Here is a 23603-nt window from a genome sequence, read left to right as displayed (position 1 = left end):
CGAGCCGGCGTCAGCGCACCGTCGCCGGAACCGAACGGGTCACCCCGTTCACCGTCACCGAGACCTCCGCCGTCCCCGGGCGCAGGCCCCGCACCGTCCCGGTGGCCGGGTCGAGCGACACCACGTCCCACGGCGCGGGCGGCCAGCTGCCGATGTGCACCCCGCGACCGCCCCAAGCGGCGCTCACCGGATACGCCACCGGAATCGACCGGCCCTCCTGCGTCACCGCGGCGGTCACCTTCCCGGTCCCGCCCCGCGCAAGCGTGCCCGGGCCGGTCACCGTCAGCGCGTCGACGTTCGGGCGCGTCTCGAAGCGCACCGGCTGGCCGCGGTCCGCGGGGTCCACTCGCACGAGGGTCCAGCCGACGAAGCCGCCGTCGCCGGGGGCCGCGGCCGGGGTCTTGCCCGAGTTGCCGTTCACGAGGTACGGCACGCCGTCCGTGCGCGACAGGCCGAACACGCCCGCGTGCGAGGCCAGCGAGGCGGCCGGTTTTCCGGATTTCTCCTCGAAACCGGTCAGCCACGTTTGCAGCAGCGCGGCCTCCTTCCGGTCGCCCAGCTGCGAATTGCCGGTCGGGCTCGGGTCTTTCACCGGGTGGTGCATCGCGACGACCACCCCGCGCACGGAACGGTCCTTCGCCGCGTTGTCGAGCGCCTCGCGCAGCATGCGCACCTGGTCGAATCCGCCCGCGCGCAGCGAGCCGCGCGAGGAGTCCATCAGGATCAGCCGCACGCCGTGGACGTCGACCACGCGGTGCGTTTCCCCGAACGCGTCCTGGAAGTTCTTCAGGCCGTTGCCGCCCTCGGCCTCGTGGTTGCCGGGGACGTAGTACCAGGGGACGCGGCCGTCCAGTTCTTCAGTGATGATCTTGCGGGCCAGCACGAAATCCGGCGCGGTGCCGCGGTCCACGAAGTCGCCGTTGATCAGCACGAGGTCCGGTTTCGCGGCGACTGCCTCGTGCAGTGCCCGGCGTGCTTGGGCGACCAGCGGGCCGTCCGGGGCGTCGGCGGTGAACTGGGCGTCGCTGACGACCGCGAGCTTCAGGCCGCCCTCGCCGAGCGTGCCGTTGGCGACGAGCGCCGGGTCCGGGACGGCCGGATCGTGCGGCACGGCCGTGGTCGGCGCGACCTCGAAGGTGAGGTCGTTGAAGACCAGCTTGCCCTCGTATTGCTTGCCCGCCGCGGTTTCCACGGCATAGAACCGGGTGAGGCGCTGCCCGTCCGGCAGTCCGGCGGGCACCGCGGCGGTCACGTACCGCCAGCCGGTCCAGTTGACGCTCAGCGAAAGGTCCACAATGGACGCCGTGTTGGCGCCGTCCCGGAGTTCCGCGCGGATCCAGGCTCCCTTGCCGTCGCCGTTGATCCACATGCCGATCTTCTGCGTGCCGGCCGGAACCGCGATCGGGTTGGCAGCGTTGACGTACGCGGCGCGAGTGGCGGTGGTGCCGGTGAGCCGGTAGTCGAGCGCCAAGCCCTTGCCGCCGTTTCGTCCGTCCGCCGATGACAACGCGGCGCCGACGACCGCCGGGTACACCGTGGCGGACCAGCCTTCCGGACCGGCCAGCGGCGCCGCGACCTTGGCTTCGGTGCCCACCGAAGCCGCCAGGTGCATGGTCTTCCCGCCCGCGTGCACGGTGACCGCAGTGGCCCCGGACGCGGTCTTCGCGGTGACTGCGAAGCCCTTGCCCGACGGTTCGATCTTCACCACAGCGGGGTCGTATTCGAGCTTCACGTCCGACGGTTCGATCCAGGTGCCGTAACCGTCCGCGTCGTAGCCGTAGACCTGGAACTCGCCGCGCGCGTCCGCACCCGACAGCGCGACCTGCTTGGTGCTCGCGCCGAGGCGGACCGGCTTGCCCAGCACGGTCAGCTTCGTGCGGCCGTTCACGAAGTTCTGGTGCGCGGTGACCGTCACGTCGGCTCGCGCGTCTGGGTGCAGGAAGTCAGGCTGCGCGGTGAAAACGTTCTTCGTGACAGTGCCACGGAACGGGTTCGACGTAGTCCAGAACGGCCTGGACGCCACCGCAGCACCCGTCTCGTCGTGGCCGTTCGGCACGAGCGCGCGGCTCAGGCCGGACAGCACGCGGGTCGAGTCGTCGCCCTCCTGCTCGGGGGCGGGCGCGAAGCCGGTCAGCCGTCCGCTGCCAGCGACGGTCGCGAAGCCGATGCCGTTGGGCACCAAGCGTTCGCCGCCGTCCGACGGCGAGTTGCGCACCAGCGGCGCGGCCTCGCCCTCGCCGCGCGCGAGCAGCGTCGAGGAGCCGCCGCCGTCGAGGTTGATCGCGTCGTCGGCACCGAGCCGCTTCAACTGCCGGGCCATTTCCAGCTCGGTCATCCCTCGGCTGTCGGCTTGGCGGCCGTCCACCGTGACGAGCCACATCCGCTTGCCGTCAGCGGAAAAACCGACGCCGGTACGCGGCGCGAGGGTGACGTCGTCGAGTTGCTGGAGCTGTCCGTCCTTCAGCAGTGTCTTGTTCCCGCCGACCGCGACCGCGATCTTGCCCGCGTCGGTCCGCGGCGCATACGAAACGCCCACGCGGTCACCGACGTGCAGCGCCGACAGCGTGTCCGCGCCGGCTTCCCGACCGAGCAGCAGCGTGCTGCCCGCTGGAATCGGGCCGTCCGCGGGCTTCGGACGCACCTGCGTCACGACGCCGTCGCGGACCTCGACCTCGACGACCTTCTGCGCACCGGCGACCGACGTCGCGCGCGCCGACGAGCCCCAAAGCGGCGTGTAGACCCCGAGAGCGTCCTTGCCGAGCACCGGGCTGTTGAAGTTCGTGGCGGGGACAGCGCGGCCGTCCGGCAGCGTGACCGACGCTTCGAGGAAGATGTCGGCGAGCTTCGCGCGACCCTCCTCGGTGATCGCCGCGGTGGTGTTGTGGCCGGACGCGGGCGCGTTGTGCAACTCGCCGTTGTCGATGCCGACGCCGAGCGGCGCGCCGGAAGCGTTGATGTCGAAGAAATCGCCGTTGACGCCCGCGACCGCACCGGCGCGAGCGACCTGCTGTGACAGCGGGGTGCGCGCGGAAACGGTGCCCGGGCTGAGGTAAGTCGGCTTCAGGACCTTGCTGGTGAGGTCGACGCTCAGCGCGTCGCCGCGGATCCAGCCCTTCGGGTCGAAGCGGTCGAACTGGGTGAGGTTCAGACCAGGCGCCACCGCGTTGGTGGCGCTGCTGGTCTCGAGGCCGTCGTCGGCGGCGGGCGCCGCGGCGACCGCCGGGGCCTCCCGGGCCGAGGAGAAGGCGGAGGCGCTCTCGACCGGCGGCGGGCCGAGCGGAGCGGAGAGCGGGCCGGCCTGCGCCGGCGTGGCCAGCGTCAGCACCAGCAGGGCGCTGAGCAGCACGGATCTTGATCTTTTCACCAGGTACCCCACGATCGCGAAAATGGCTCAGGTCAGCCAAATCCATCGGCGCGACCGCCGGAAGGCCCTGCGGTGAACGGGACCTGAATGGCGCAGGATTATCCGCTCAGGGGGTCATGCGCGCGGCGAGGAACTCCTTCGCGACGGCCTCGTCGCCAGCGATCTCGGGCTGGGCGTCGGTGCGATTCCACAGCAGCACCAGCAAATCCTGCGCGGGCGCCGCGACCGTGGCGACCGCTTCGCCCTCGCCGAGCTCGGGCGGTTCGCCGGGCACAACGGTCCACGAGTGCCCGGTGTCGGTGGTGCGCAAGGTGATCGGCGCGGCCAGCGGAACCTCGTGCTTCCAGCGAGCGACGCGCGGCAGCATCGTGCCGAGCACCTCGTGGACGCCGTCCGCGGCGATCAGCGGATCAAGCCGCGTCGCTACTCCGCGTGCGCCGGACAAGTCGACCAAATGCACGGCGGTTTCGTGCACCTGACGGCGGAACCAGAACGCCTTCGTCTTCTCCGCGGCGCCGAAAACCCAGCACGAGTCGGCGGGATCGGCCGCGTCGAGCGCGTCCAGCAGCTCGGCCGCGCTCTCGGCGTACCAGGGCGCGAGGTCGGCGCCCGGCGAAACGTCGAATTCCTGGTTGCTCAGCTCGCCGGTGCGGACGATCCCGGCGGCCCAGCGGTGCACGTTGCCCAGATGCGTGACGAGGTCGCGCTTGGTCCAGTCGCCGCAGTACGGGACCGGGTTGCCGAGGTCGCCCGCGGCTTCCGCGGCGAAGGCTTCGGTGAGCGAACGGAGGTGCGGCAGGTAATCACGCGGAGGCAGCGGCAGAGCAGTCACCGGTGGAGGTTAACCGATCCGCTGGGTTCCGAGCACCGACAACAACCGCAGTGCTTCCTCTCCCGGCGAACCCGGCGCGGCGGTGTACAGCACGACCTCCTGGTCCCGGTCGGAGATGCCGAGCACGTCGCAATCCACCGGCACGGTCCCGACGACCGGATGCTCGAACGTCTTGCTGAAGGTCGATTCGGCCACCACGTCGTGCGACGCCCACAGCGCGGCGAACCGCTCGCTCCCCGCGAGCAAGTCCGCGACGAGAGTGCGCACCTCGGGGTCGTCCGGGTACTTCGCCGCCGTCACCCGCAGCCGGTTGGCCATCGCACGAGCGAACGCCTCGGCTTCCACCAGGCCGTACAAGCGGCCACGGCCGTGGGCGAGGAAGACCCGGCGCGGCAAGCTGCGCTCCTCGCGGGACAGAGCGGAGAAATCCTCCAGCAGCGCGGCGGCGAGCGGATTCCAGGCGAGCACCTCGTACGTCGCGGAGAACACGATCCCGGCCGTCTGCGGCAACCGGTCCAGCAGGTCGAGGATGGTTTGCCGGACCTCTCGCGACGGGCCCCGCGCGGGGCGCGGCGCGCCGGCGAGTTCGTGCAGGTGGTCGCGTTCGACGTCCGAAAGCCGCAACGCGCGGGTCAGCCCGGCCAGCACCTCGTTCGACGGGTTCGGGCCGCGCGCCTGTTCGAGCCGCGTGTAGTACTCGACCGAGATGAACGCCAGCCGCGCGACTTCCTCGCGGCGCAGGCCGGGGGTGCGCCGCCGCCTGCCCGCGGGAAGGCCCACGTCGGCCGGTGCGATGCGTTCGCGCCTGCTGCGCAGGAAACCCGCCAGTTCCGTTCGGTCCACCGGTCCAGTCTGCGCAGTCCGGCCGGGCTCAGCCAGGTACACCCGATGCCTGGTTGCCGTCGCTTCGCCGACGAACCATCGAAGCCATGACCGAAACACGAACGTACAGCCTGCTCGGCGGCAAGATCGCCTTCATCAGCGGCGCCGGGCGCGGGATCGGCGCGGCGGCGGCCCGGTTGTTCGCCAAGGAGGGCGCGAAGGTCGTCCTGGCCGCGCGCACCGAAACGCAGTTGAAGGCAGTGGCCGAACAGGTGCGCGCAGAGGGCGGCGTCGCGGATTGCGTGCGATGCGATCTCGCTGACCCGGCGAGCGTTCAAGCCGCCATCGACCGGGTGCTGGAACTGCACGGACGCCTCGACCTCGCGTTCAACAACGGCGCGACCGGCACGCCGCCGGTGCCGCTGGACCAGGTGCCGCTGGCCGATTTCGACCGCCTGTACGAGGTGAATCTGCGCGGGCCGTGGCTGGCGATGGCCGCCGAGGTGAAGGCGATGCGGGCCAGCGGCGGCGGGGCCATCGTGAACACGTCCAGCATCGGCAGCTTCGGCGCGAATCCCGCGCTGCCGGTTTACGGGGCCGCGAAACGCGCGCTGAACAGCCTGACCGAATCGGCGGCCGTCGCTTACGGACCGGAGGGAATCCGGGTGAACGCGATCGCGCCCGGCACGACGATGACCGAGATGATCCGGCAGTGGGAAGCGGCATCGCCGGGATTGCTCGACCAGCTCGCCCAGACCACTCCCCTTGGCCGCGCGGCCGATCCCGCCGAAATCGCCGAAGCCGCGGCGTGGCTGCTGAGCGACCGCGCTTCCTACGTGACCGGCGCCGTCCTGCGCGTCGACGGCGGTGCCCGGGTCTAGAAACACGAACGCCGGGCGGGGACCGCAGTCCCTGCCCGGCGTTCGCGAGGTTCAGTGCCGGTTCAGCCGGATCACAGGTCCGGGAACCACAGCTTCAGCTCGCGCTCGGCCGACTCCGGCGAGTCCGAACCGTGCACCAGGTTGTACTGGGTCTCCAGCGCGAAGTCGCCGCGCAGGGTGCCCGGGGTGGCCTTCTCGACCGGGTCGGTGCCGCCGGCGAGCTGGCGGAACGCGGCGATCGCGCGCGGGCCCTCGACGGCCAGCGCGACGAGCGGGCCGGACGTGATGAACTCCAGCAGGTCGCCGAAGAACGGGCGCTCCTTGTGCTCCGCGTAGTGCTCCTCGGCCACGGAGCGCTCGACGGTGCGCAGTTCCAGCGCGGCCAGCTTCAGGCCCTTGCGCTCGATGCGCGAGACGACCTCGCCGACGAGGCCGCGCGCGACGCCATCGGGCTTGACGAGGACCAGCGTGCGTTCAGTCACGACGGTATTTCTCCTTGTGCGGATTCGTGTTATTCGGCGCTGAGCCTATCCGACGCCCCGGCCGGGCCGGTCAGCGCCGCTGCGGCTGCAGCGTCTTCGACCACAGCGAGGCCCCGGTCGCGTCGCGCAGGTCGACCGTCAGCGCTCCGCTCGCACCGTCCACATTCACCTCGCCGAAGTGCTGGAATCCTTGCAGCGGCGAGGAATTCTGCGTCTGCGGGGCGTGCACGAACACCGCTTCCGGGCCGAACGTCGGGTCGAGTTTGTTCGGGCCGAACGCACCGGCGTTGAGCGGGCCGGAGACGAATTCCCAGAACGGGTCGAAGTCCTGGAACGCGGCGCGCTCGGGCGAATAATGGTGCGCGGCGGTGTAGTGCACGTCGGCGGTCAGCCACACGACATTGCGCACGCGGTGGCGCGAGATCTGGTTCAGCACCCAGGCCAGTTCGGTCTCGCGGCCGCCGGGCGCGCCGGGCAGGCCGTTGGCGACCGCCTCGATGTCCTTGCCGTCCGGAACGACGAGGCCGATCGGCATGTCCGCCTGGACGATCTTCCACGTCGCGGTGCTGCGCCGGAGCCCGTCGGCCAGCCAGCGGGCCTGCGCGTCGCCGAGGATGTGGCCGGGTTTGGCCTGATCGGAGGTATTGGCGTCGCGGTAGGTGCGCATGTCGAGGACGAACACCTCGACCCGGCTGCCGTAGCGGAAGTTGCGGTACACCCGGCCGTCGACGGCCTGCCGGCGGTCGATCGGATGCCATTCGTGGAACGCCTGGAACGCGCGCCGAGCGAGGACGTCGGCGCGCTTTTCGGTGTATTCGGGGCGGTCGTTGAGGATTTCGCCCGGGTACCAGTTGTTGACGACCTCATGGTCATCCCACTGGACATAAGCGGGAACTTCCGCGGCGAATCGGCGGAAGTGGGCGTCGAGCCGGTTGTAGGCGTGCTGGCCGCGGTATTCGTCGAGGGTTTCGGCGACCTTCGACTTCTCCGGCGTCACGATGTTGTGCCAGGTGCCCGCGCCGCCGGGCAGCGTGACGGTTTCGGTGAGCGGGCCGTCGGCGTACACCGTGTCGCCGCTGTGCAGGAAGAGGTCCGGACGGCGGTCGGCCATCGCGGAGAAGATCGTCATGCCGCCGAGGCCTGGGTTGATGCCGTAGTTCTGGCCGACGACGTCGCCGCTCCACACGATCCGCGTGTTCGCGCGGCCGACCGGCGCGGTGGCGAACCGGCCGGCGACCGTCTCGCTCGCGCTGCGGCCGTCGAGGTCCACGGCGGTGACGCGGTAGTGGTACTCGGTGCCCGGAGCCAGTCCGGCGACGCGCACCTTGCCGGTCCCGCCGGTGTCGGGTGTGACGACCGGGCCGGGCACCCGGCGGGCGCGCCGGAACGACGGGTCGCGCGCGACCTCGACCATCAGCCGCGCCGGACGGTCGGCTCGCGACCACACGATGCCGGAGCCGGTGGTCACGTCCCCGGACGCGACGCCGTGGGCGAGCACCGGACGGTCGCGGCGGACGAGCGGGGCCGCCGAGGCGGAACCGGGCAGCAGCAGCCCGCCTGCCGCGGCGAGCGCGGGGACGGCGATCCCGGCTTTGAGCACGGAGCGCCGGGAAGGGGTCGTTTCGGTCATGGCGGCCGTTCTATCCGGCGACCACGGCCAAGCGGCCAACTCGGGCTGACCGCCGGGTGAACGGCTCACTCGCCAGGAGGAAGCTCACAGCCGGTCGTCACGCTCGGTGTGCTTCCCGAACCATCTCGTGCTCGCACTCGCTCGGTTCGGACAGCGGACGCTCCACAAACCCGTGCCGCTGATACAGCGCCATAGCGTGCTCGTTGCCGCCCGCGACGCGCAACGCCAACTCGCCCGCCCCGCGTCCCTCGCTCCAGCGCACCACGGCCCGGATGAGCGCGTCCCCGACTCCCCTGCCGCGCGCCGACGGAGCGACCCACATCGACATCAGCTCGGCTTTGTCGCCGCGTTCGGCAAGGTGCCCGCTGACCATCCCGGCCGGAACGCCGTCGAGGTCGGCCAGCACGTTGAGCGACACGTCGCGCAGCCGGGCCCGCCAGCGCGGTTCGGCGTCGCCTTCGCCTTGCCAGTCCGCGAGTTTGGAGCTGAATGCCTCCGGGTCCTCGCGCAGCGCCGCCAGCCGGAGGTCGCGCCACTCCGCCCAGTTCTCCGCGCTCAGTTCCCGCACCACGATCACACTTGCACCGTCGCCGTGGCGGCCCGGCCGTTACATCGGAATAGGGTGAAACCATGCGCATCGACCGGCTCGACCACCTCGTCCTCACCGTCGCCGACCTCGGTGCGACGGTCGATTTCTACACGCGCGTCCTCGGCATGGCCGAGGTGACGTTCGGGGCCGGCCGCAAGGCGCTGACGTTCGGCGCGAGCAAGATCAACCTGCACGAGGCCGGGCACGAGTTCGAACCCAAGGCGGACCGGCCGACGCCGGGCAGTGCGGATCTGTGCCTGATCACGAGCGATTCGCTGGAGCAGGTCGTGGAAGACCTCGCCGCGCACGGGGTGCCGATCGAGGAGGGCCCGGTCGACCGCACGGGCGCGACCGGTCCGATCCGCAGCGTCTATTTCCGGGACCCGGACCGGAACCTGATCGAGGTCAGCGTCTACCGCTGAGCCGCACCTCGCGGGAGTACACCGGCGCGGCGCCCGGTTCCGGGAAGCATTCGAGGAGCAGGTCGCCGCGGAGGTCGTCGAGTTCGTCCGGCGCTTCCTCGAGCAGCGCGCCGGCCCAGGCTTCGAGCGATCCGGTCTTCAGCGCGGCGTCCGGGACCGGGCTGAACCCGCCCGGCCCCATCGGCGTCCAGCCCGGCTCGCCGTCCGCCCGGAACGACAGCCGCCACCAGTACGGCTGCCAGTAACGCCCGGGGCTCAAGCCTGCGGCTGCTGCTGGCTCGGCAGCGTGCCCGCGGCCATCCGGCGCGCGACGTCGCGGCGCAGCCACAGGAACCACACGAACGCGGCCAGGAAGATGATCCCGATGATCGCGATCGCCGGTTGCGTGACGCCGACCGCGATGATCGCCAGCTGCAGCAGCAGGATCACCGGCACCGCCCAGACGTGCTTGAGCATCCCGCACAGCACGATCAGCACGACCGCCAGCGCGATGACGGTCCAGCCGGTGAAGCTCGTGATGCCGCCGCCGAGTTTCGCGACCACCGGCAGCGCGAGCGCGACGGTGATCGCCTCCATGATCAGCGTGCCCGCCATGACGCCGCGGAAGCCCTTCATCGGGTCCTTCGCGGGCGGCTTCACCGGAGTGTCCGGGGTTTCGCTCATGCCGGCTCCTTCCCGAACAGCGTGCGCGCGTCGCCCGCGGTGACCACGGAGCCGGTCACCAGCACGCCGCCGCCCGCGAGCGGTTCCTCCGGGTCGTCGTTCTGCTCCACGAGGCCGATCGCGGTCTCGATCGCGGTCTCCAGGTCGCCTTCGGCGAGCACGCGGTCCTCGCCGAAGATCGACGCGGCCAGTTCCGCCAGGTCCTCGACCGGCAGCGACCGCGGCGACGAACTGCGCGTGACCACGACGTCGGAGACCACCGGCTCCAGCGCGTCCAGGATGCCGCGCGCGTCCTTGTCGGCCAGCACGCCGACGACCGCGACGAGCCGGCGGAAGTTGAACTCGTCGGTGATCGTCGCGGCGAGCGCCCGCGCGCCCATCGGGTTGTGCGCGGCGTCGACCAGCACCGCCGGGGCGGCCCGCACGCGTTCGAGCCTGCCCGGGTTCTCGACCTCGGCGAACGCCTCGCGCACCGCCTCGACCACGAGCTGTTTGTCTTTGCCCGCCCCGAAAAACGCCTCGACCGCGGCCAGCGCGAGTGCCGCGTTCGCCGCCTGGTGCGCGCCGTGCAGCGGCAGGAAGATCTCGTCGTAGACGCCGCCGAGGCCCTGCAGCTTCAGCATCTGCCCGCCGACCGCGACCTCGCGTTCGAGCACGCCGAATTCGCTGCCCGCGCGCGCCACCGCGGCGTCGACCTCGACGGTGCGCTTCAGCAGGACGTTCAGCACCTCGGGGTCCTGCTCGCCGATCACCGCGACCGACCCCGGCTTGATGATCCCGGCCTTCTCCGCGGCCGCGTCGGCGGGCGTCGGGCCGAGGTATTCGGTGTGGTCCAGCCCGATCGGCGTGATGACCGCGACCTGGGCGTCGGCCACGTTCGTCGCGTCCCACGCGCCGCCCATGCCCGCCTCGAGCACCGCGGCCTCGACCGGCGCGTCGGCGAACGCCGCGAACGCCATCCCGGTGAGCACTTCGAACTTGCTCATCGGCACGCCGTCCTCGCTCGCGCCGTCCACCATCGCCACGTACGGCGCGATGTCCTGGTACAGCTCGGCGTAGCGGGCGGCGGAGACCGGACGGCCGTCGAGCGCGATCCGCTCGGTGACGAGTTGCAGGTGCGGGCTCGTGTAGCGGCCCGAGCGCAGGCCCATGCGGGTCAGCAGCGAATCGACCATCCGCGCGACCGAACCCTTGCCGTTGGTGCCCGCGATGTGCACGACGGGGTAGCCCTGGTTCGGCTCGCCGAGCAGCGTCATCAGCGCCTGGATCCGGGTGAGCGACGGTTCGAGTTTCGTCTCCGGCCAGCGCTGGTTCAGCTCGGCCTCGGCGGCCATCAGGTCGCGACGGGCCTCCGGGCCGTTCTCGTCGCCGAACTCGGCGGGCGCGCCCTCGTCGTCGAGCTCGTGCAGCTCGGCGCCCTCTTCGGCGTGCAGGTCCGGGACCGGGCCGAGCGCCAGGTTGTCGCCGAGCTGGCCGATGCCGCCGATCCCGCCGCGCGACCCGCCGCCGACGGTGTACGCCGCGTCCGGCGCGTCGAGGTCCGGTTCCAGCTCGTTGCCGGGATCGTCCTCGTCGCTGTGCGCGAGCGCGCCCAGTTCGTCGACCCCCGCGAAACTGTCCGGATCGGCGAGATCCGGCCGCCGGGTCTCCTCGGGCTCCTCACCGCGCGGCACTCGTGCACTCCTCGAAGTCGCTGTCCCGGCGCGGTCGCGCGACCGGGAAGACCAGGCGAAAGGTTCGGCCCGGCACACCGTCGAGCGTACCCGGGGCCGCCGCGCGCCCAGCGCCCCCGGGGCCTGCGCGTGATCACGCCCGCAGCGATCCGTGGCAAGGTCGGGAACATGCCCTTCGACCACAACCATCACTACCACCCTGCCCTGCTCCGGCTCCTGCCGCCGGGCCCCGGCCGAGCACTGGACGTCGGCTGCGGCGACGGCCGGTTCGCCCGCAGGCTGGCGGCCGCCGGAATGACCGTCGAAGGCATCGACACGTCGGCGGAAATGATCACCCGCGCGACGTCCGCCGGTTCGCCGGGACCGGGCACAGTGGAGTACCGCCGCGCGGACGTGACGACCGAGCCGCTGGAACCCGAGGCCTACGCGTACATCTCCTGCCTGGCCTCCCTGCACCACGTCCCGTTCGAAACCGTCACGAGACTGCGCGACGCCCTCGCCCCCGGCGGCGTCCTGGCCGTCCTCGGCTGCGCCCGCCCCAGCCGCCCCGGCGACTACGCCCGCGAACTCGTCGCCGCCCCCGCGAACGTCGCGGCCCGGCTGATCGTCTTCGCCGGAGACCGTCTCAACGGCGGCCCGGACCCGATCGCCAAGGCCCCGGTGCACATGAAATTCCCGCCGCTGAACGACGTCCGCCGCGACGCCGCGCGCCTGCTGCCCGGCAGCACAGTCCGCCCGCTGGTCTTCTGGCGGTACCTGCTGACCTGGCGGAAACCCACGGATCACCCCGCAGCCGGGTGAAAACCCGCCCCGACCACCCGATCGGCGGAGAGCGCGCACGCCCCGCTTGCCGAAAGGTAAAGCGGGTCGACCGCTAGGGAGGACGGGATTCGCATGCGCATCATCCGAATCGTGCTGGCCGCGATCGCGGCCATCGCACTGCTTCTGTCGACGGCGGCGGCCGCGAGCGCCGCGCCCCGGCACTACCGCCACTACGTCGCCCTCGGCGACTCGTACACGTCGGGCCCGCTCATCCCGCTGCCCAGGCTGGATCCGTTCGGCTGCTTCCGCTCGACGTCCAACTACCCGTCGATGGTCGCGGATTCCCTCGACGTGGACCGCTTCACCGACGTCAGCTGCGGCGGCGCGGACACGTCGGACATGACCAGCCCGCAAAGCGTGCCGCTGGGCCAGAACGCCCCGCAGTTCAACGCGCTGCGCTCAGACACCGACCTGGTGACCGTCGGCATCGGCGGCAACGACTCGGGCCTGTTCGGCAAGCTGGTGGACACCTGCCCGACCCTGCGCGCCTCGGATCCGACCGGAAACCCGTGCCAGCAGCACTTCACCGTTGACGGCGTGGACACGATCAAGGCGCTGCTGCCCAAGACGCAAGCCGCCATCCAGCAGGTACTGGCCGGAATCCACGCCCGCTCGCCGCACGCCAAGGTGCTGGCCGTCGGCTACCCGCGCATCGCCCCCGCAGAAGGCTATTGCCCCGACGTCCTGCCCTTCGCCAACGGCGACTACGCCTGGCTCTCCAGCGTGGAAGAAGCCTTGAACGCAGCAGTAAGCAACGCCGTCGAGGCGGACGGCCAATCGTCCTATGTGGACACCTACACGCCGTCCTTCGGCCACGATGCCTGCCAACCCCAAGGCGTCGCATGGATCAACGGCAAAGACCTGAACCTGCTGGCCGCGGCCCCCTACCACCCCCTCTACGCCGGGATGGAAGGCGAAGCGAAGGTAATCCGCCAGCAACTCCGCTAAAACGCCGTGAGGGGCCCCTTCACGGACTCAGATTCCCTCAAGGGGCCCTTCACAGACCGCGGACCGCCCGCCCCGCCCCTCCGGGATGCCGGGATGCGCCCCAATGTGGCATTGGGTGCATCCCACGCACCGAACGCCACATTGGGTGCGCCACATGCACCCAACGCCACATTGGGGCGCTAGCCCCACTCACAAACCGCAGCCGACGCACCCACCCGTCGAGGCACCCCACACCGCCCCCAACCCCGATCCGAAGCCACCCTGCGGTTCGGGGGTGCTTGTCAAGGCATCTTTCCCGCCTTGACAAGCACCCCCGAACCGTCAGCACAATAAAACTTCGGGGGTGGGGCCACCCCAGGGCGCAATGTCGCCCGCCAGGGCGACGAGCCGAACAAGAAATCAGGACGCAGGCAACGCACCCAACCGAGCCTCGATCCGCCCGATATCGGCAACAGCAGTCTCCCGCCGCACCTTGATCTTCTCGATCACATGCTCCGGCGCTTTGGCGATAAACGCCTCATTGCCCAACTTCCCCTCAGTCTGCGCCAATTCCTTCCGCGCAGCCCCGAGGTCCTTCTCCAGCCGCTTCCGCTCGGCAGCGACGTCGATGGTCCCGGAAGTATCCAACTCCACCGTCACCACGCCGCCAGCCAGCGCGACCTCCAGCGAAGCACTGACCGAGAACCCCTCCTCCGGCTCGGTCAGCCGCACCAGCGACCGAATCGCGTCCGAGTGCCCCTCCGGATACGCCTCGCCGGTCAGCCGCGCGGCGACCTTCTGCCCGGGCTTCAGTCCCTGATCAGCCCGGAACCGCCGGATCTCGGTAATCAGCTTCTGCACATCAGCGACCCGAGCGTCCGCGACCGGATCCGCATACCCCTCGACCGCCGAAGGCCAAGCCGCGATCACCAACGACTCGCCACCGGTCAAGGCAGTCCACAGCTTCTCGGTCACGAACGGAACGAACGGGTGCAGCAACCGCAGCACGGTGTCCAGCACCTGCCCCAGCACCTTCCGCGTAGCCTCGACCCGCGCGGAATCCCCTTGGTACAGCTGGACCTTCGCCAGTTCCAGATACCAGTCGCACAACTCGTTCCAGGTGAACTGGTACAGCGCGTTGGCGACCTTGGCGAACTGGAAGTCCTCGAACAGTCCGTCCACTTCGGACACTAAGGTCGCGAGCCGCCCGAGAATCCACCGGTCGGACTCGGTCAGCTCGGCAGCAGGCGGCAGCGAGCCCGCCGCGGTGGCTCCGTTCATCATCGCGAACTTGCTGGCGTTCCACAGCTTCGTGCAGAAGTTGCGGGATCCGGCCGCCCATTCGTCGGCCAGCGCCATGTCCGCGCCCGGGTTCGCGCCGCGGGCCAGGGTGAACCGGGTGGCGTCGGCCCCGTAGGCGTCCATCCACTCCAGCGGGTCGATCACGTTGCCGCGCGACTTCGACATCTTCTTGCCGTTCGCGTCGCGGATCAGGCCGTGCAGGTACACGTGGTCGAACGGCTGGCGGCCGTCCATCTGCTGCACGCCGAACATCATCATCCGCACGACCCAGAAGAACAGGATGTCGTAGCCGGTGGACAGCACGCTGGTCGGATAGAACTTCGCCAGGTCGTCCGTCTCGCCGGGCCAGCCCAGCGTCGACATCGGCCACAGTCCCGAGGAGAACCAGGTGTCGAGCACGTCCGGGTCCTGCGTCCACCCGTCGCCCGACGGCGGCTGCTCGTCCGGCCCCACGCACACGACCTCGCCGTCCGGCCCGTACCAGACCGGGATCCGGTGCCCCCACCACAGCTGGCGGGAAATCGTCCAGTCGTGCATGTTGTCGACCCAGTCGAAGTACCGCTTCTCCAGTTCGGCCGGGTGGATCTTCGTCCGCCCGTCGCGCACCGCGTCGCCCGCGGCCTTGGCCAGTTCGGCGACCTTGACCCACCACTGCAGCGACAGCCGCGGCTCCACGACCGTGTCGCAGCGGGAGCAGTGCCCGACCGCGTGCACGTACGGCCGCTTCTCCGCGACGATCCGGCCCTGCTCGCGCAGCGCGGCGACCACCGCGGGACGCGCCTCGAAGCGGTCGAGGCCCTCGAACGGACCGGGCACGGTGACCTCGGCGCGCTCGTTCATGACGGTCAGCATCGGCAGGTCGTGGCGGCGGCCGATCTCGAAGTCGTTCGGGTCGTGCGCCGGGGTCACCTTGACCGCGCCGGTGCCGAATTCCGGGTCGACGTGCCGGTCCGCGACCACCGGGATCTTCCGGCCGGTGAGCGGCAGCTCGATTTCGGTGCCGACCAGGTGCGTGTAGCGCTCGTCGTCCGGGTGCACGGCCACCGCGGTGTCGCCCAGCATCGTCTCGGCGCGCGTGGTGGCCACGACGATCGAGGCGTCGCCGTCGCCGTAGCGGATCGACACGAGTTCGCCGTCGTCGTCGCTGTGGTCGACCTCGATGTCCGACAGCGCCGTCTGGCAGCGCGGGCACCAGTTGATGATCCGCTCGGCGCGGTAGATCAGGCCGGCGTCGTAGAAGTTCTTGAAGACTGTCTGGACGGCCTTGGACAGGTTCTCGTCCATGGTGAAGCGCTCGCGCGACCAGTCGACGCCGTCGCCGAGCCGCTTCATCTGGCCGAGGATCTTGCCGCCGTACTCGGCCTTCCACTCCCAGACGCGCTCGACGAACTTCTCGCGGCCCAGGTCGTGGCGAGACAGGCCCTCGCCCGCCAGCTGGCGCTCGACGACGTTCTGCGTCGCGATGCCCGCGTGGTCCATGCCCGGCAGCCAGAGCACCTCGTAGCCCTGCATCCGGCGGCGGCGGCTCATCGCGTCCATCAGGGTGTGGTTGAGCGCGTGGCCCATGTGCAGGCTGCCGGTGACGTTCGGCGGCGGCAGTACGATCGAGAACGGCGGCTTCTCCGACGTAGCGTCAGCCGTGAAGTACCCGGCCGCTACCCAGCGGTCGTACATCGGGGCTTCCTCGGCGGCCGGGTCCCAGGCACCCGGAAGGTCGGTTTTCTGCTGCGGAGCGTTCTCGGTCACAATGGACAAGTCTACGAACCCGCCGCGGCGGGGTTACGCAGGGGGAAAGGCGGTGCGCCGATGACTCGGCCGGAGGATCCGGACGACCGGATGGAAACCCATCCGGACCTCATGGACCCGGAGTGGCGCAAGCACGCCCAGCGGGACGCGTGGCTCGGCGCCAAGAAGGACATGAAGAAGCGGCGCAAGCGCGAACGCCGCAACGCTCCGTCGCCGGTGTACGGCCGCGGCGGCGCGGTGCCGAGCCGCTGGCCCGGGATCGCGGCGATCGTCGGCCTGGTCCTGCTGCTCGCCGCGGCCGTCGTGGTGCACCAGGTTCAGCCGATCGGGGTGAACGACGACAAGATCGGGTACGTCGTCGGCCTCGGCTCCCCCGCCGCGCCAAGCACCCGGCCGCTCTAGTTCGAAGTCCGTGAAGGGCTCCTTGAAGGAATCTGATTCCTTCAAGGAGCCCTTCACGGCTTTCGAGCCGAGGATGCACAGCCTGGACTCAACAGGCTAGACTGTGCTTATGCCTGAACACCCGTCCGTCCCGCCGCGGGTAGCCGAGTCCGCGGGCTGGATCCGCGGCGTCGTCGGCCAGCTGCACCGCAGGCTGCGGCAGGTCGACAACGCCGAGATCCTCACGCCGACGCAGACCGCCGTGCTCAACCGGCTGCACCGCGAGGGTCCCGGGACCCAGGCCGAACTGGCCGCCGCGGAGCACGTCCGGCAGCAGTCCATGGCCGCGACGCTCGGCGTGCTCGACTCGCTCGGCTACCTGAACCGCACGCGCGACCCGGCCGACGGCAGGCGCGTCGTGATCTCGCTCTCCGATCTCGGCGCGAAGACCGTCATCGGGATCCGGCAGCACCGCGACGAATGGCTCGCCGCCGCGCTGACCGACGAACTGACCGAAGACGAACTCGAAACGGTCCGGCGCGCGCTGCCCTTGCTGCAGCGGATCGCCCAGCGCTGACCCCCCTTGAACCCGAGGAGCACTGACGAACACCGCGACCGCCCCCGCGAAATCCCGTTTCGGCGCGCGCCTGGTGACCCCGCTGGTCGCGAGCGCCGTGCTGAACCCGATCAACTCCACGCTCATCGCCGTCGCGCTCGTCCCGATCGGACAGGCCTTCGGCGCCGGGCCGGGCCGCACGGCCTGGCTGATTTCCTCGTTGTACCTGGCCACCGCGGTCGGGCAGCCGGTCGTCGGGCTGCTCGTCGACCGCTACGGCGCGCGGCGCGTGCTGCTCGGCGGCGCGTCCGTCGTGATGGTGGCCGGGGTCGCCGGGATGATCCCGATCTCGGTCGAATGGCTTACCGGTGTCCGTGCGGTGCTCGGCATCGGCACCTGTGCCGGGTTCCCGGCCGCGATGGCAGTCCTGCGACGGCGGGCGGACCAGATCGGCGAAGGCGTTCCGGCGCGGGTGTTGTCCGTGCTGGCGATGTCCGCGCAGACGGTCATGGTGATCGGCCCGACGCTCGGCGGCGTGCTGATCGCGCTCTTCGGCTGGCCGGCGATCTTCGCGGTGAACCTGCCGCTCGCCGGGATTTCCCTCGTGCTGACCCTCTTGTGGGTGCCCAAGGACACCCCCGCCGAGAAGCCGGCTGAGAAGATCGACGTGGCCGGGATCGCGCTGTTTTCCGCGGCGCTGCTGGTGTTGCTGTGCTACCTGATGGAACCCGGCATCGGCGATCTGTGGCTGCTGGCCGCGGCGCTCGTGCTCGGCGGTCTGTTCGTGCGGGTCGAACTCCGCGCCCGGAAGCCGTTCATCGACCTGCGGATGCTCGCCGCCAACGGCCCGGTCCTGCGCACGTATTCGCGGCAGGCACTGAGTTTCCTGGCGATCTACACGATCATGTTCGGCTACGTGCAGTGGCTCGAAGAGGCGCGCGGGTTCGCCGAATCCGCCGCCGGGCTGCTGCTTCTGCCGATGTCCGGGGTCGCCGTGGGCGCGGCCGCGCTGTCCGGGCGGCCCACTGGCGTCCGGCTGCGCCTGCTGCTGGTCGGCGCCGCGCTCCTGGGCGGATCCGTCGCGCTGCTGTTCGTGAACGACGGCACCGCGTTGATCTGGCTGCTCGTGCTCGCCGCGTTGTTCGGCCTGGCGCAAGGGCTCACCAGCGTCGCCAACCAGACGACGCTCTACCGCGAAACGCCGGCCGAGACGATGGGCACCGCGAGCGGTCTCTTCCGGACCGCGCAATACCTCGGCGCGATTGTCGCGGCCACGGTCATCGCCCAATGCTATGGCGGGCATGCGGATTCCGGAGGACTGCACCGGCTGGCCGTCGTGCTGATCGTGACCAGCGCGTTGCTGCTGGTCGTGACCGCCGCGGACCGCGCGCTGCTGCGGGCCGAACGCCGGGAACGGGACCGGCAGGCGGCGATGTGACCACCCCCGTCTTGGTTTCCGCGAGGCAAAGGCGGACGATGTGCCCATGACTCGCGAAGCTCCGACTGGTGACGTGGACGAAGCCCGCCTCGAAGTAGGCAAGCCGAAAGGCTGGGCGGCCGGAATCCCGGGAGTCGCGGTTTCCCTCGCGCGCGGGGTGGAGCAGATGGGCCCGGTCCGCACCGCGCGCACGCTGCGGCTGCTGAACCAGCGGGACGGCTTCGACTGCCCGGGCTGCGCGTGGCCCGAACCGCGGCAGGTCGACGGCGAGAAGCGCAAGATGGCGGAGTTCTGCGAAAACGGCGCGAAAGCGGTCGCCGAAGAGGCGACGAAACGCCGGGTCGGCCGGGAGTTCTTCGCCGCGCATCCGGTGTCCGAGCTGAACGAGCGCACCGACTACTGGCTGGGCCAGCAGGGCCGGCTCACCGAGCCGATGGTGTTGCGCGAAGGCGCTTCGCACTACGAGCCGATCTCCTGGGACGACGCGTTCGGCCTGATCGCCGACGAACTGCGCGGTCTGGCGAGCCCGGACGAGGCGATCTTCTACACCTCCGGCCGCACCAGCAACGAGGCCGCGTTCGTGTACCAGCTGCTGGTGCGCGCGTACGGCACGAACAACCTGCCGGACTGCTCGAACATGTGCCACGAATCGTCCGGCGCGGCGCTGTCGGCGACCACCGGCATCGGCAAGGGTTCGGTGTCGCTGGCCGACATCCACCAGGCCGACCTGATCGTCGTCGTCGGGCAGAACCCGGGCACGAACCACCCGCGGATGCTGTCCGCGCTGGAGCAGGCGAAGGGCAACGGCGCGAAGGTCGTCGCGGTCAACCCGCTGCCCGAGGCAGGGCTGATGCGGTTCAAGAACCCGCAGAACGTGCGCGGCGTGGTCGGCAAGGGCACGCCGCTGGCCGACGAGTTCGCGCAGATCCGGCTCGGCGGCGACCTGGCGCTGTTCCAGGCGGTCGGGCATCTGCTGCTGCAGTGGGAGGACGCCGCACCCGGGTCCATTGTGGACCGCGAGTTCGTGGAGAAATCCACGCACGGGTTCGAGGACTGGGCCAAGCAGCTGCGCGAGATCGACTGGCCGGAGACCGAGAAGGCGACCGGGCTGGCCCGCGGGCAGATCGAGCACATCGCGCGGATGATCGCGACGTCCGAGCGCACGATCTACTGCTGGGCGATGGGATTGACCCAGCACAAGCACGCGGTGCCGACGATCGCCGAGGTCGTGAACCTGGCGCTGGTGCGCGGGATGATCGGCAAGCCGGGCGCGGGCCTGTGCCCGGTGCGCGGCCACTCGAACGTGCAAGGCGACCGCACCATGGGCGTGTGGGAGAAGATGCCCGAGCCGTTCATGGACGCGCTCGACCGGGAATTCGGCATCACCGTGCCGCGCGAGCACGGCTGGGACACCGTCGACTCGATCCGCGCGATGCTCGACGGGCGCGGCAAGGTGTTCTTCGCGATGGGCGGCAATTTCGCTTCCGCCACCCCGGATTCGGAGCGCACCGCGGAAGCGCTGCGAGCGTGCTCGCTGACTGTGCACGTGTCGACGAAACTCAACCGCTCGCACGTGGTCCCGGGCCGCACCGCGCTGATCCTGCCGACGCTCGGCCGCACCGAGCGCGACGAGCAGGAGTCCGGACGGCAGTTCGTGACCGTCGAGGACTCGATGTCGCAGGTCCACGCCTCGCGCGGCCGGCTGGCTCCCGCGAGCGAGGAACTGCTGTCCGAGGTCGCCATCGTGTGCCGATTGGCGGAGCGGCTGCTCGGCGCCGACCACGCGGTGCCGTGGCGGTCGTTCGAGAAGAACTACGACCTGATCCGCGACCGCATCGCCGCGGTGGTGCCGGGCTGCCACGACTACAACCGCCGCGTCCGCGAACCGGACGGTTTCGTGCTCCCGCACGCGCCGCGCGACTCGCGGGAGTTCACCGGCACGGCGACCGGCAAGGGCACGTTCACGGTGTCGGAGCTGGAGTACCCCGAGGTTCCCGAGGGCCGGTTGCTGCTGCAGACGCTGCGCAGCCACGACCAGTACAACACGACGATTTACGGGCTGTCCGACCGTTATCGCGGGATCGAGGACGGGCGCCGGGTGGTCTTCGTGCACCCGGACGACCTGGCCGCGCTGGGGGTCGCGGACGGGGAGATCGTGGACCTGGTCTCGGAATGGCGGGACGGGGACCGGCGGGCGCCCAGCTTCCGCGCGGTGGCCTATCCGACGGCTCGCGGGTGCGCGGCGGCGTACTTCCCCGAGGCGAATGCGCTGGTGCCGCTGGATTCCGTGGCGGAGAAGTCCAACACCCCGGTGTCGAAGGCCGTGGTGATCCGGCTGGAGCGGCACAACCACGCGTGACCTGCTTGTGAGTGGCGGTGCCGGTCAGAACCCCGGCACCGCCACTCACAAGGCGTCAGTCGATGCAGTTGTCACCGTCTGACGTGACGGGCGGCGGCTGGTCGGCCTTCGCCGGCACGCCTGCCGCGGACCCGCCGTCCGACACCCCCGGTCCTGAGTAGACCTTCCCGAGCACCACCTGGATGTGCCCTGCCGGAACGTCTGCTGATTCCTTGGCGGACAGTCCGCCCAGTTCCTTCGCCACCTCCGCGCCCTCGGCGGCGAGCGCGGCCGGGTAGCGCACGATCGACGTCCGCTGCGACGGTGCGTTTCCCGCGGCGGTGGCGGCGAACCCCTTGCCCTTCAACACATCCGCGACGCGTGCCGCCAGGCCCGAGGTGCCGCCGGCGTTGGAAATCTCCACCGCGGCCTTCGGCGCTCCGGGCGGCGCGGCGGGCGGGGCGGCTCCGATCAGCCCCGCCGCAAACGCTTTCACCTGCGCCGGATCCACCTGCACCGCGGTCGCCGTGGGATGGGACTTGTCATAGCGGTAGTCCTGGTTCACCACCGGGATCGTCGTGAACTGGATGCCGCCGCCGGACACCCCGCGCATTTTGCCGACGAAGTCCAGGATGTCCCACGACTGGTCCAGCACGACCGAGCGCTTCACCGCGTCGATGAGGTCGCTCAGCTTGCCCGGGTCGGCGAGCGTCCCGGCCGAGAGCACCTCGTGCGCCATCGAGGCGAGGAAGACCTGCTGCCGCCGCATCCGGCCGAAATCGGTGCCGGGCAGATTGTCGCGCTGCCGCACGAAAGCGAGCGCGGCGCCGCCGGAGAGCCGCTGTTTGCCCGCCGGGAAGTCCGCGCCCGAGTTCTCGTCCTTCGTGGCCTTCTTCAGGCACACCTCGACCCCGCCGACGGCCTTGCTGATCTCGGAGAAGCTCAGCAGGTTGACCTCGGCGTAGTGGTCGATGGTGATGCCGGTGAGGTCCTCGACCGCCTGCCGCGTCGCCTTGCGCGCCGCGGTCATCGACTCCTGCTCGATCTTGTCCTTGTCGGTTTCCCCGGCCGCGCGCAGTTTCGAGGCCTCGGCCGCCTTGCCGCGGCCGAACGCGGCGTTGATCTTGCCTTTTCCGCCGGGCATCGAGACGTACGAGTCGCGCGGGATGGAGAACGCCTTGACCTCCTGCTGCCCGTCCGGGATCCGCAGCACGATCAACGTGTCGGTGAGGTCGTCGCCGTTCGCGCCCGCGCGCAGTTCGTCCAGGACGCTCTGCGGCAGCGGGCTCCCGTCCGGGCCTTTGCGCGCGTCCCGGCCGACCATCAGGATGTCCATCGCCCCGTCGGCGTGTTTCTGGCCTTCGTCCACCGATCCGCCGCCGCCGATGACGTCGCTGCGCGTGATGTCGTCGAGCGCGCTCAGGGTCGAGAACCCGTAAGCCGTGCCGGCGAACACCACCGTCGACAGCGCTCCGGCGATAACTTTTCCTGCGATCCGCACGCCTCTCTGGACGTCCGGCCGCCCGGATGTGCTGCATTCGTGACGCAGCTCACAACTCAGCGCAGGTGTGAGGCTCCGTTCAGATCGAGGATCGAACCGGACGCCCACGGCGTCTCCGACGAGGCCAGGAACACCACCGCTTCGGCGATCTCCTCCGGTTCGGCGACCCGGCCGAACGGGCTCTGCCCGCGCACCTCGTCGGTGACCCGGTCGGCGACGCGCTCGGTCGCGGTGAAACCCGGGGCCACTGAGGTGACCGAAATCCCGTGCGGGGCCAGCTGGACCGCCAGCGACTGGCCGAACGCGTGCAGCGCGGCCTTGCTCGCCCCGTACGGCAGGTAGTCGGGCTCGCCGCGGAACGCCCCGCGCGATCCGATGTTCACGATCCGGCCGGGCACCCCGCGGGCGATGAGGTGGCGCGCGACGTGGAAGGACACGTTCGCCGCGCCGAGGAGGTTGACGTCCAGCGTGCGCCGCCACGCGTCCTGCCAGTCCGCATAGGACATTTCGGCGATCGGCGTGCGAGTGGCCGCAGTGGTGCCCACCGCGGCGTTGTTGACCAGTACGTCGACCCCGCCGAGCTGCTCCTCGGCCACGTCGGCGATCCACTGCGCGGCGTCGGGGTTGCCGAGGTCGCCGGACACGAGCACGTGCCCGGAACCGGGCAGCGCCTCCAGCGTTTCGCGCGCGGCCTCCCGGTTGGATCCACAGTGGACGGCGATCCGGTCGCCCCTGGTGGCGAAGGCGACGGCGATGGCGCGGCCGATCCCGCGCGAGGCTCCGGTGACGAGGACGTTCATTTCGCGAACAACTGCGTCTCGTCGCGGAAAGCCTTGAACTCCAGCGCGTTCCCGGCCGGGTCGTGCAGGAACATCGTCCACTGCTCCCCCGGCTCTCCGGCGAACCGCTGGTACGGCTCGATCACGAACTCGGCGCCCGTCGCGCGCAGCCGCCCGGCCAGGTCGTGGAAGGTGTCGACGTCGAGCACCAGCCCGAAGTGCGGCACCGGCACGGCATGCCCGTCGACCGGATTGCGGCCCGCTTCCGCACGGGCGCCCGCGACTACGTGCGTGACGACCTGGTGGCCGTGGAAGTTCCAGTCGACCCACGCGTCCGCCGAGCGCCCTTCCGCCAGCCCGAGCACGCCGCCGTAGAACTCGCGGGCTTTGGGCAGGTCGTCGACCGGTATGGCCAGGTGAAAGGCGGGACGGACGGCCATGAGGCACTCCTTCGG

21 protein-coding genes are annotated in these 23603 nt (G+C 70.5%); 8 read left to right on the top strand and 13 right to left on the bottom strand.

What is annotated here, in order from left to right; translation table 11 throughout:
• Positions 1-10: 10 nt before the first annotated feature.
• From H4281_RS29435 to H4281_RS29425, 3 genes are all read right to left on the bottom strand, one after another.
• Complete coding sequence (locus H4281_RS29435; protein ID WP_182894150.1) at positions 11-3346, bottom strand: phosphodiester glycosidase family protein; 3336 nt, start codon at positions 3344-3346, stop codon at positions 11-13.
• A gap of 124 nt (positions 3347-3470) precedes the next feature.
• A complete protein-coding gene (locus tag H4281_RS29430) occupies positions 3471-4196 on the bottom strand; it encodes a maleylpyruvate isomerase family mycothiol-dependent enzyme (protein ID WP_182894149.1) in 726 nt (241 codons plus the stop codon).
• 9 nt (positions 4197-4205) lie between these two features.
• Positions 4206-5039 carry a helix-turn-helix transcriptional regulator gene (locus tag H4281_RS29425; protein WP_182894148.1) on the bottom strand — a complete coding sequence of 278 codons (834 nt, stop codon included), beginning with the start codon at positions 5037-5039 and terminating at the stop codon, positions 4206-4208.
• Positions 5040-5125: 86 nt separating this feature from the next.
• Between H4281_RS29425 and H4281_RS29420 the strand changes: the two genes are divergently transcribed.
• Positions 5126-5899: an SDR family NAD(P)-dependent oxidoreductase gene (locus H4281_RS29420; protein ID WP_182894147.1), complete on the top strand. Its 774-nt coding sequence runs from the start codon at positions 5126-5128 to the stop codon at positions 5897-5899.
• Between the two features lie 71 nt (positions 5900-5970).
• Here the strand turns inward: H4281_RS29420 and ndk are convergent, their stop codons facing one another.
• The 3 genes from ndk to H4281_RS29405 all read right to left on the bottom strand — a co-directional run bounded on the left by ndk (position 5971) and on the right by H4281_RS29405 (position 8588).
• The gene (gene ndk / locus H4281_RS29415) at positions 5971-6381 is read right to left on the bottom strand and encodes a nucleoside-diphosphate kinase (RefSeq protein WP_020660996.1); all 411 of its coding nucleotides are present in this window, start codon (positions 6379-6381) and stop codon (positions 5971-5973) included.
• A 70-nt stretch (positions 6382-6451) separates the two neighbouring features.
• Positions 6452-8011, bottom strand: a complete 1560-nt coding sequence (locus H4281_RS29410; protein WP_182894146.1) for an alkaline phosphatase D family protein — start codon at positions 8009-8011, stop codon at positions 6452-6454.
• A gap of 97 nt (positions 8012-8108) precedes the next feature.
• Positions 8109-8588, bottom strand: a complete 480-nt coding sequence (locus H4281_RS29405; RefSeq protein ID WP_182894145.1) for a GNAT family N-acetyltransferase — start codon at positions 8586-8588, stop codon at positions 8109-8111.
• A 53-nt stretch (positions 8589-8641) separates the two neighbouring features.
• On the opposite strand from H4281_RS29405, the gene H4281_RS29400 reads away from it, so the two are divergent.
• Positions 8642-9022, top strand: coding sequence for a VOC family protein (locus H4281_RS29400; RefSeq protein ID WP_182894144.1), 381 nt, complete (start codon positions 8642-8644; stop codon positions 9020-9022).
• On the opposite strand, the gene H4281_RS29395 is transcribed toward H4281_RS29400, so the two are convergent.
• From H4281_RS29395 to folC, 3 genes are read right to left on the bottom strand one after another with little or no spacing between them, the layout of a single operon-like run.
• Positions 9006-9281, bottom strand: coding sequence for a hypothetical protein (locus H4281_RS29395; protein WP_182894143.1), 276 nt, complete (start codon positions 9279-9281; stop codon positions 9006-9008). The two genes, H4281_RS29400 and H4281_RS29395, sit on opposite strands and share 17 nt — an antisense overlap.
• Positions 9278-9685: a DUF4233 domain-containing protein gene (locus tag H4281_RS29390; RefSeq protein WP_182894142.1), complete on the bottom strand. Its 408-nt coding sequence runs from the start codon at positions 9683-9685 to the stop codon at positions 9278-9280. The genes H4281_RS29395 and H4281_RS29390 overlap by 4 nt, the downstream gene beginning before the upstream one ends.
• Positions 9682-11358 (bottom strand): bifunctional tetrahydrofolate synthase/dihydrofolate synthase, encoded by a 1677-nt coding sequence (folC, locus tag H4281_RS29385; RefSeq protein WP_182894141.1) that lies wholly within the window; start codon positions 11356-11358, stop codon positions 9682-9684. The genes H4281_RS29390 and folC overlap by 4 nt, the downstream gene beginning before the upstream one ends.
• 168 nt (positions 11359-11526) lie before the next feature.
• Between folC and H4281_RS29380 the strand changes: the two genes are divergently transcribed.
• Both H4281_RS29380 and H4281_RS29375 read left to right on the top strand, forming a co-directional pair.
• Complete coding sequence (locus H4281_RS29380) at positions 11527-12159, top strand: class I SAM-dependent methyltransferase (protein WP_182894140.1); 633 nt, start codon at positions 11527-11529, stop codon at positions 12157-12159.
• 93 nt (positions 12160-12252) lie between these two features.
• Entirely contained in the window at positions 12253-13128 is an 876-nt protein-coding gene (locus H4281_RS29375; RefSeq protein WP_182894139.1) for an SGNH/GDSL hydrolase family protein, read from the top strand.
• A gap of 399 nt (positions 13129-13527) precedes the next feature.
• Here the strand turns inward: H4281_RS29375 and H4281_RS29370 are convergent, their stop codons facing one another.
• Complete coding sequence (locus tag H4281_RS29370) at positions 13528-16155, bottom strand: valine--tRNA ligase (protein ID WP_182894138.1); 2628 nt, start codon at positions 16153-16155, stop codon at positions 13528-13530.
• A gap of 60 nt (positions 16156-16215) precedes the next feature.
• Here H4281_RS29370 and H4281_RS29365 point away from each other — a divergent pair, with 60 nt between their 5' ends.
• From H4281_RS29365 to H4281_RS29350, 4 genes are all read left to right on the top strand, one after another.
• Entirely contained in the window at positions 16216-16557 is a 342-nt protein-coding gene (locus H4281_RS29365; protein WP_182894137.1) for a hypothetical protein, read from the top strand.
• 109 nt (positions 16558-16666) lie between these two features.
• A complete protein-coding gene (locus H4281_RS29360; protein WP_182894136.1) occupies positions 16667-17113 on the top strand; it encodes a MarR family winged helix-turn-helix transcriptional regulator in 447 nt (148 codons plus the stop codon).
• 73 nt (positions 17114-17186) lie between these two features.
• A complete protein-coding gene (locus tag H4281_RS29355; RefSeq protein ID WP_182894135.1) occupies positions 17187-18530 on the top strand; it encodes an MFS transporter in 1344 nt (447 codons plus the stop codon).
• Between the two features lie 46 nt (positions 18531-18576).
• A complete protein-coding gene (locus H4281_RS29350) occupies positions 18577-20889 on the top strand; it encodes an FdhF/YdeP family oxidoreductase (protein ID WP_182894134.1) in 2313 nt (770 codons plus the stop codon).
• A 55-nt stretch (positions 20890-20944) separates the two neighbouring features.
• Here H4281_RS29350 and H4281_RS29345 read toward each other — a convergent pair whose 3' ends face one another.
• Genes H4281_RS29345 through H4281_RS29335 form a run of 3 tightly spaced genes read right to left on the bottom strand, consistent with a single transcriptional unit; the run spans position 20945 to position 23588 of the window.
• Positions 20945-22369: an LCP family protein gene (locus tag H4281_RS29345; protein ID WP_182894133.1), complete on the bottom strand. Its 1425-nt coding sequence runs from the start codon at positions 22367-22369 to the stop codon at positions 20945-20947.
• A 56-nt stretch (positions 22370-22425) separates the two neighbouring features.
• The gene (locus H4281_RS29340) at positions 22426-23169 is read right to left on the bottom strand and encodes an SDR family NAD(P)-dependent oxidoreductase (RefSeq protein ID WP_182894132.1); all 744 of its coding nucleotides are present in this window, start codon (positions 23167-23169) and stop codon (positions 22426-22428) included.
• Positions 23166-23588 carry a VOC family protein gene (locus H4281_RS29335; protein ID WP_182894131.1) on the bottom strand — a complete coding sequence of 141 codons (423 nt, stop codon included), beginning with the start codon at positions 23586-23588 and terminating at the stop codon, positions 23166-23168. Before H4281_RS29335 ends, H4281_RS29340 begins: the two co-directional genes overlap by 4 nt.
• Between the last annotated feature and the right edge of the window lie 15 nt (positions 23589-23603).

The sequence above is a fragment of the Amycolatopsis dendrobii genome (genome assembly GCF_014145675.1).
In the GTDB taxonomy this organism is placed as follows: Bacteria; Actinomycetota; Actinomycetes; order Mycobacteriales; family Pseudonocardiaceae; genus Amycolatopsis; species Amycolatopsis dendrobii.
This window is presented reverse-complemented; position numbering and strand designations above follow the sequence as displayed.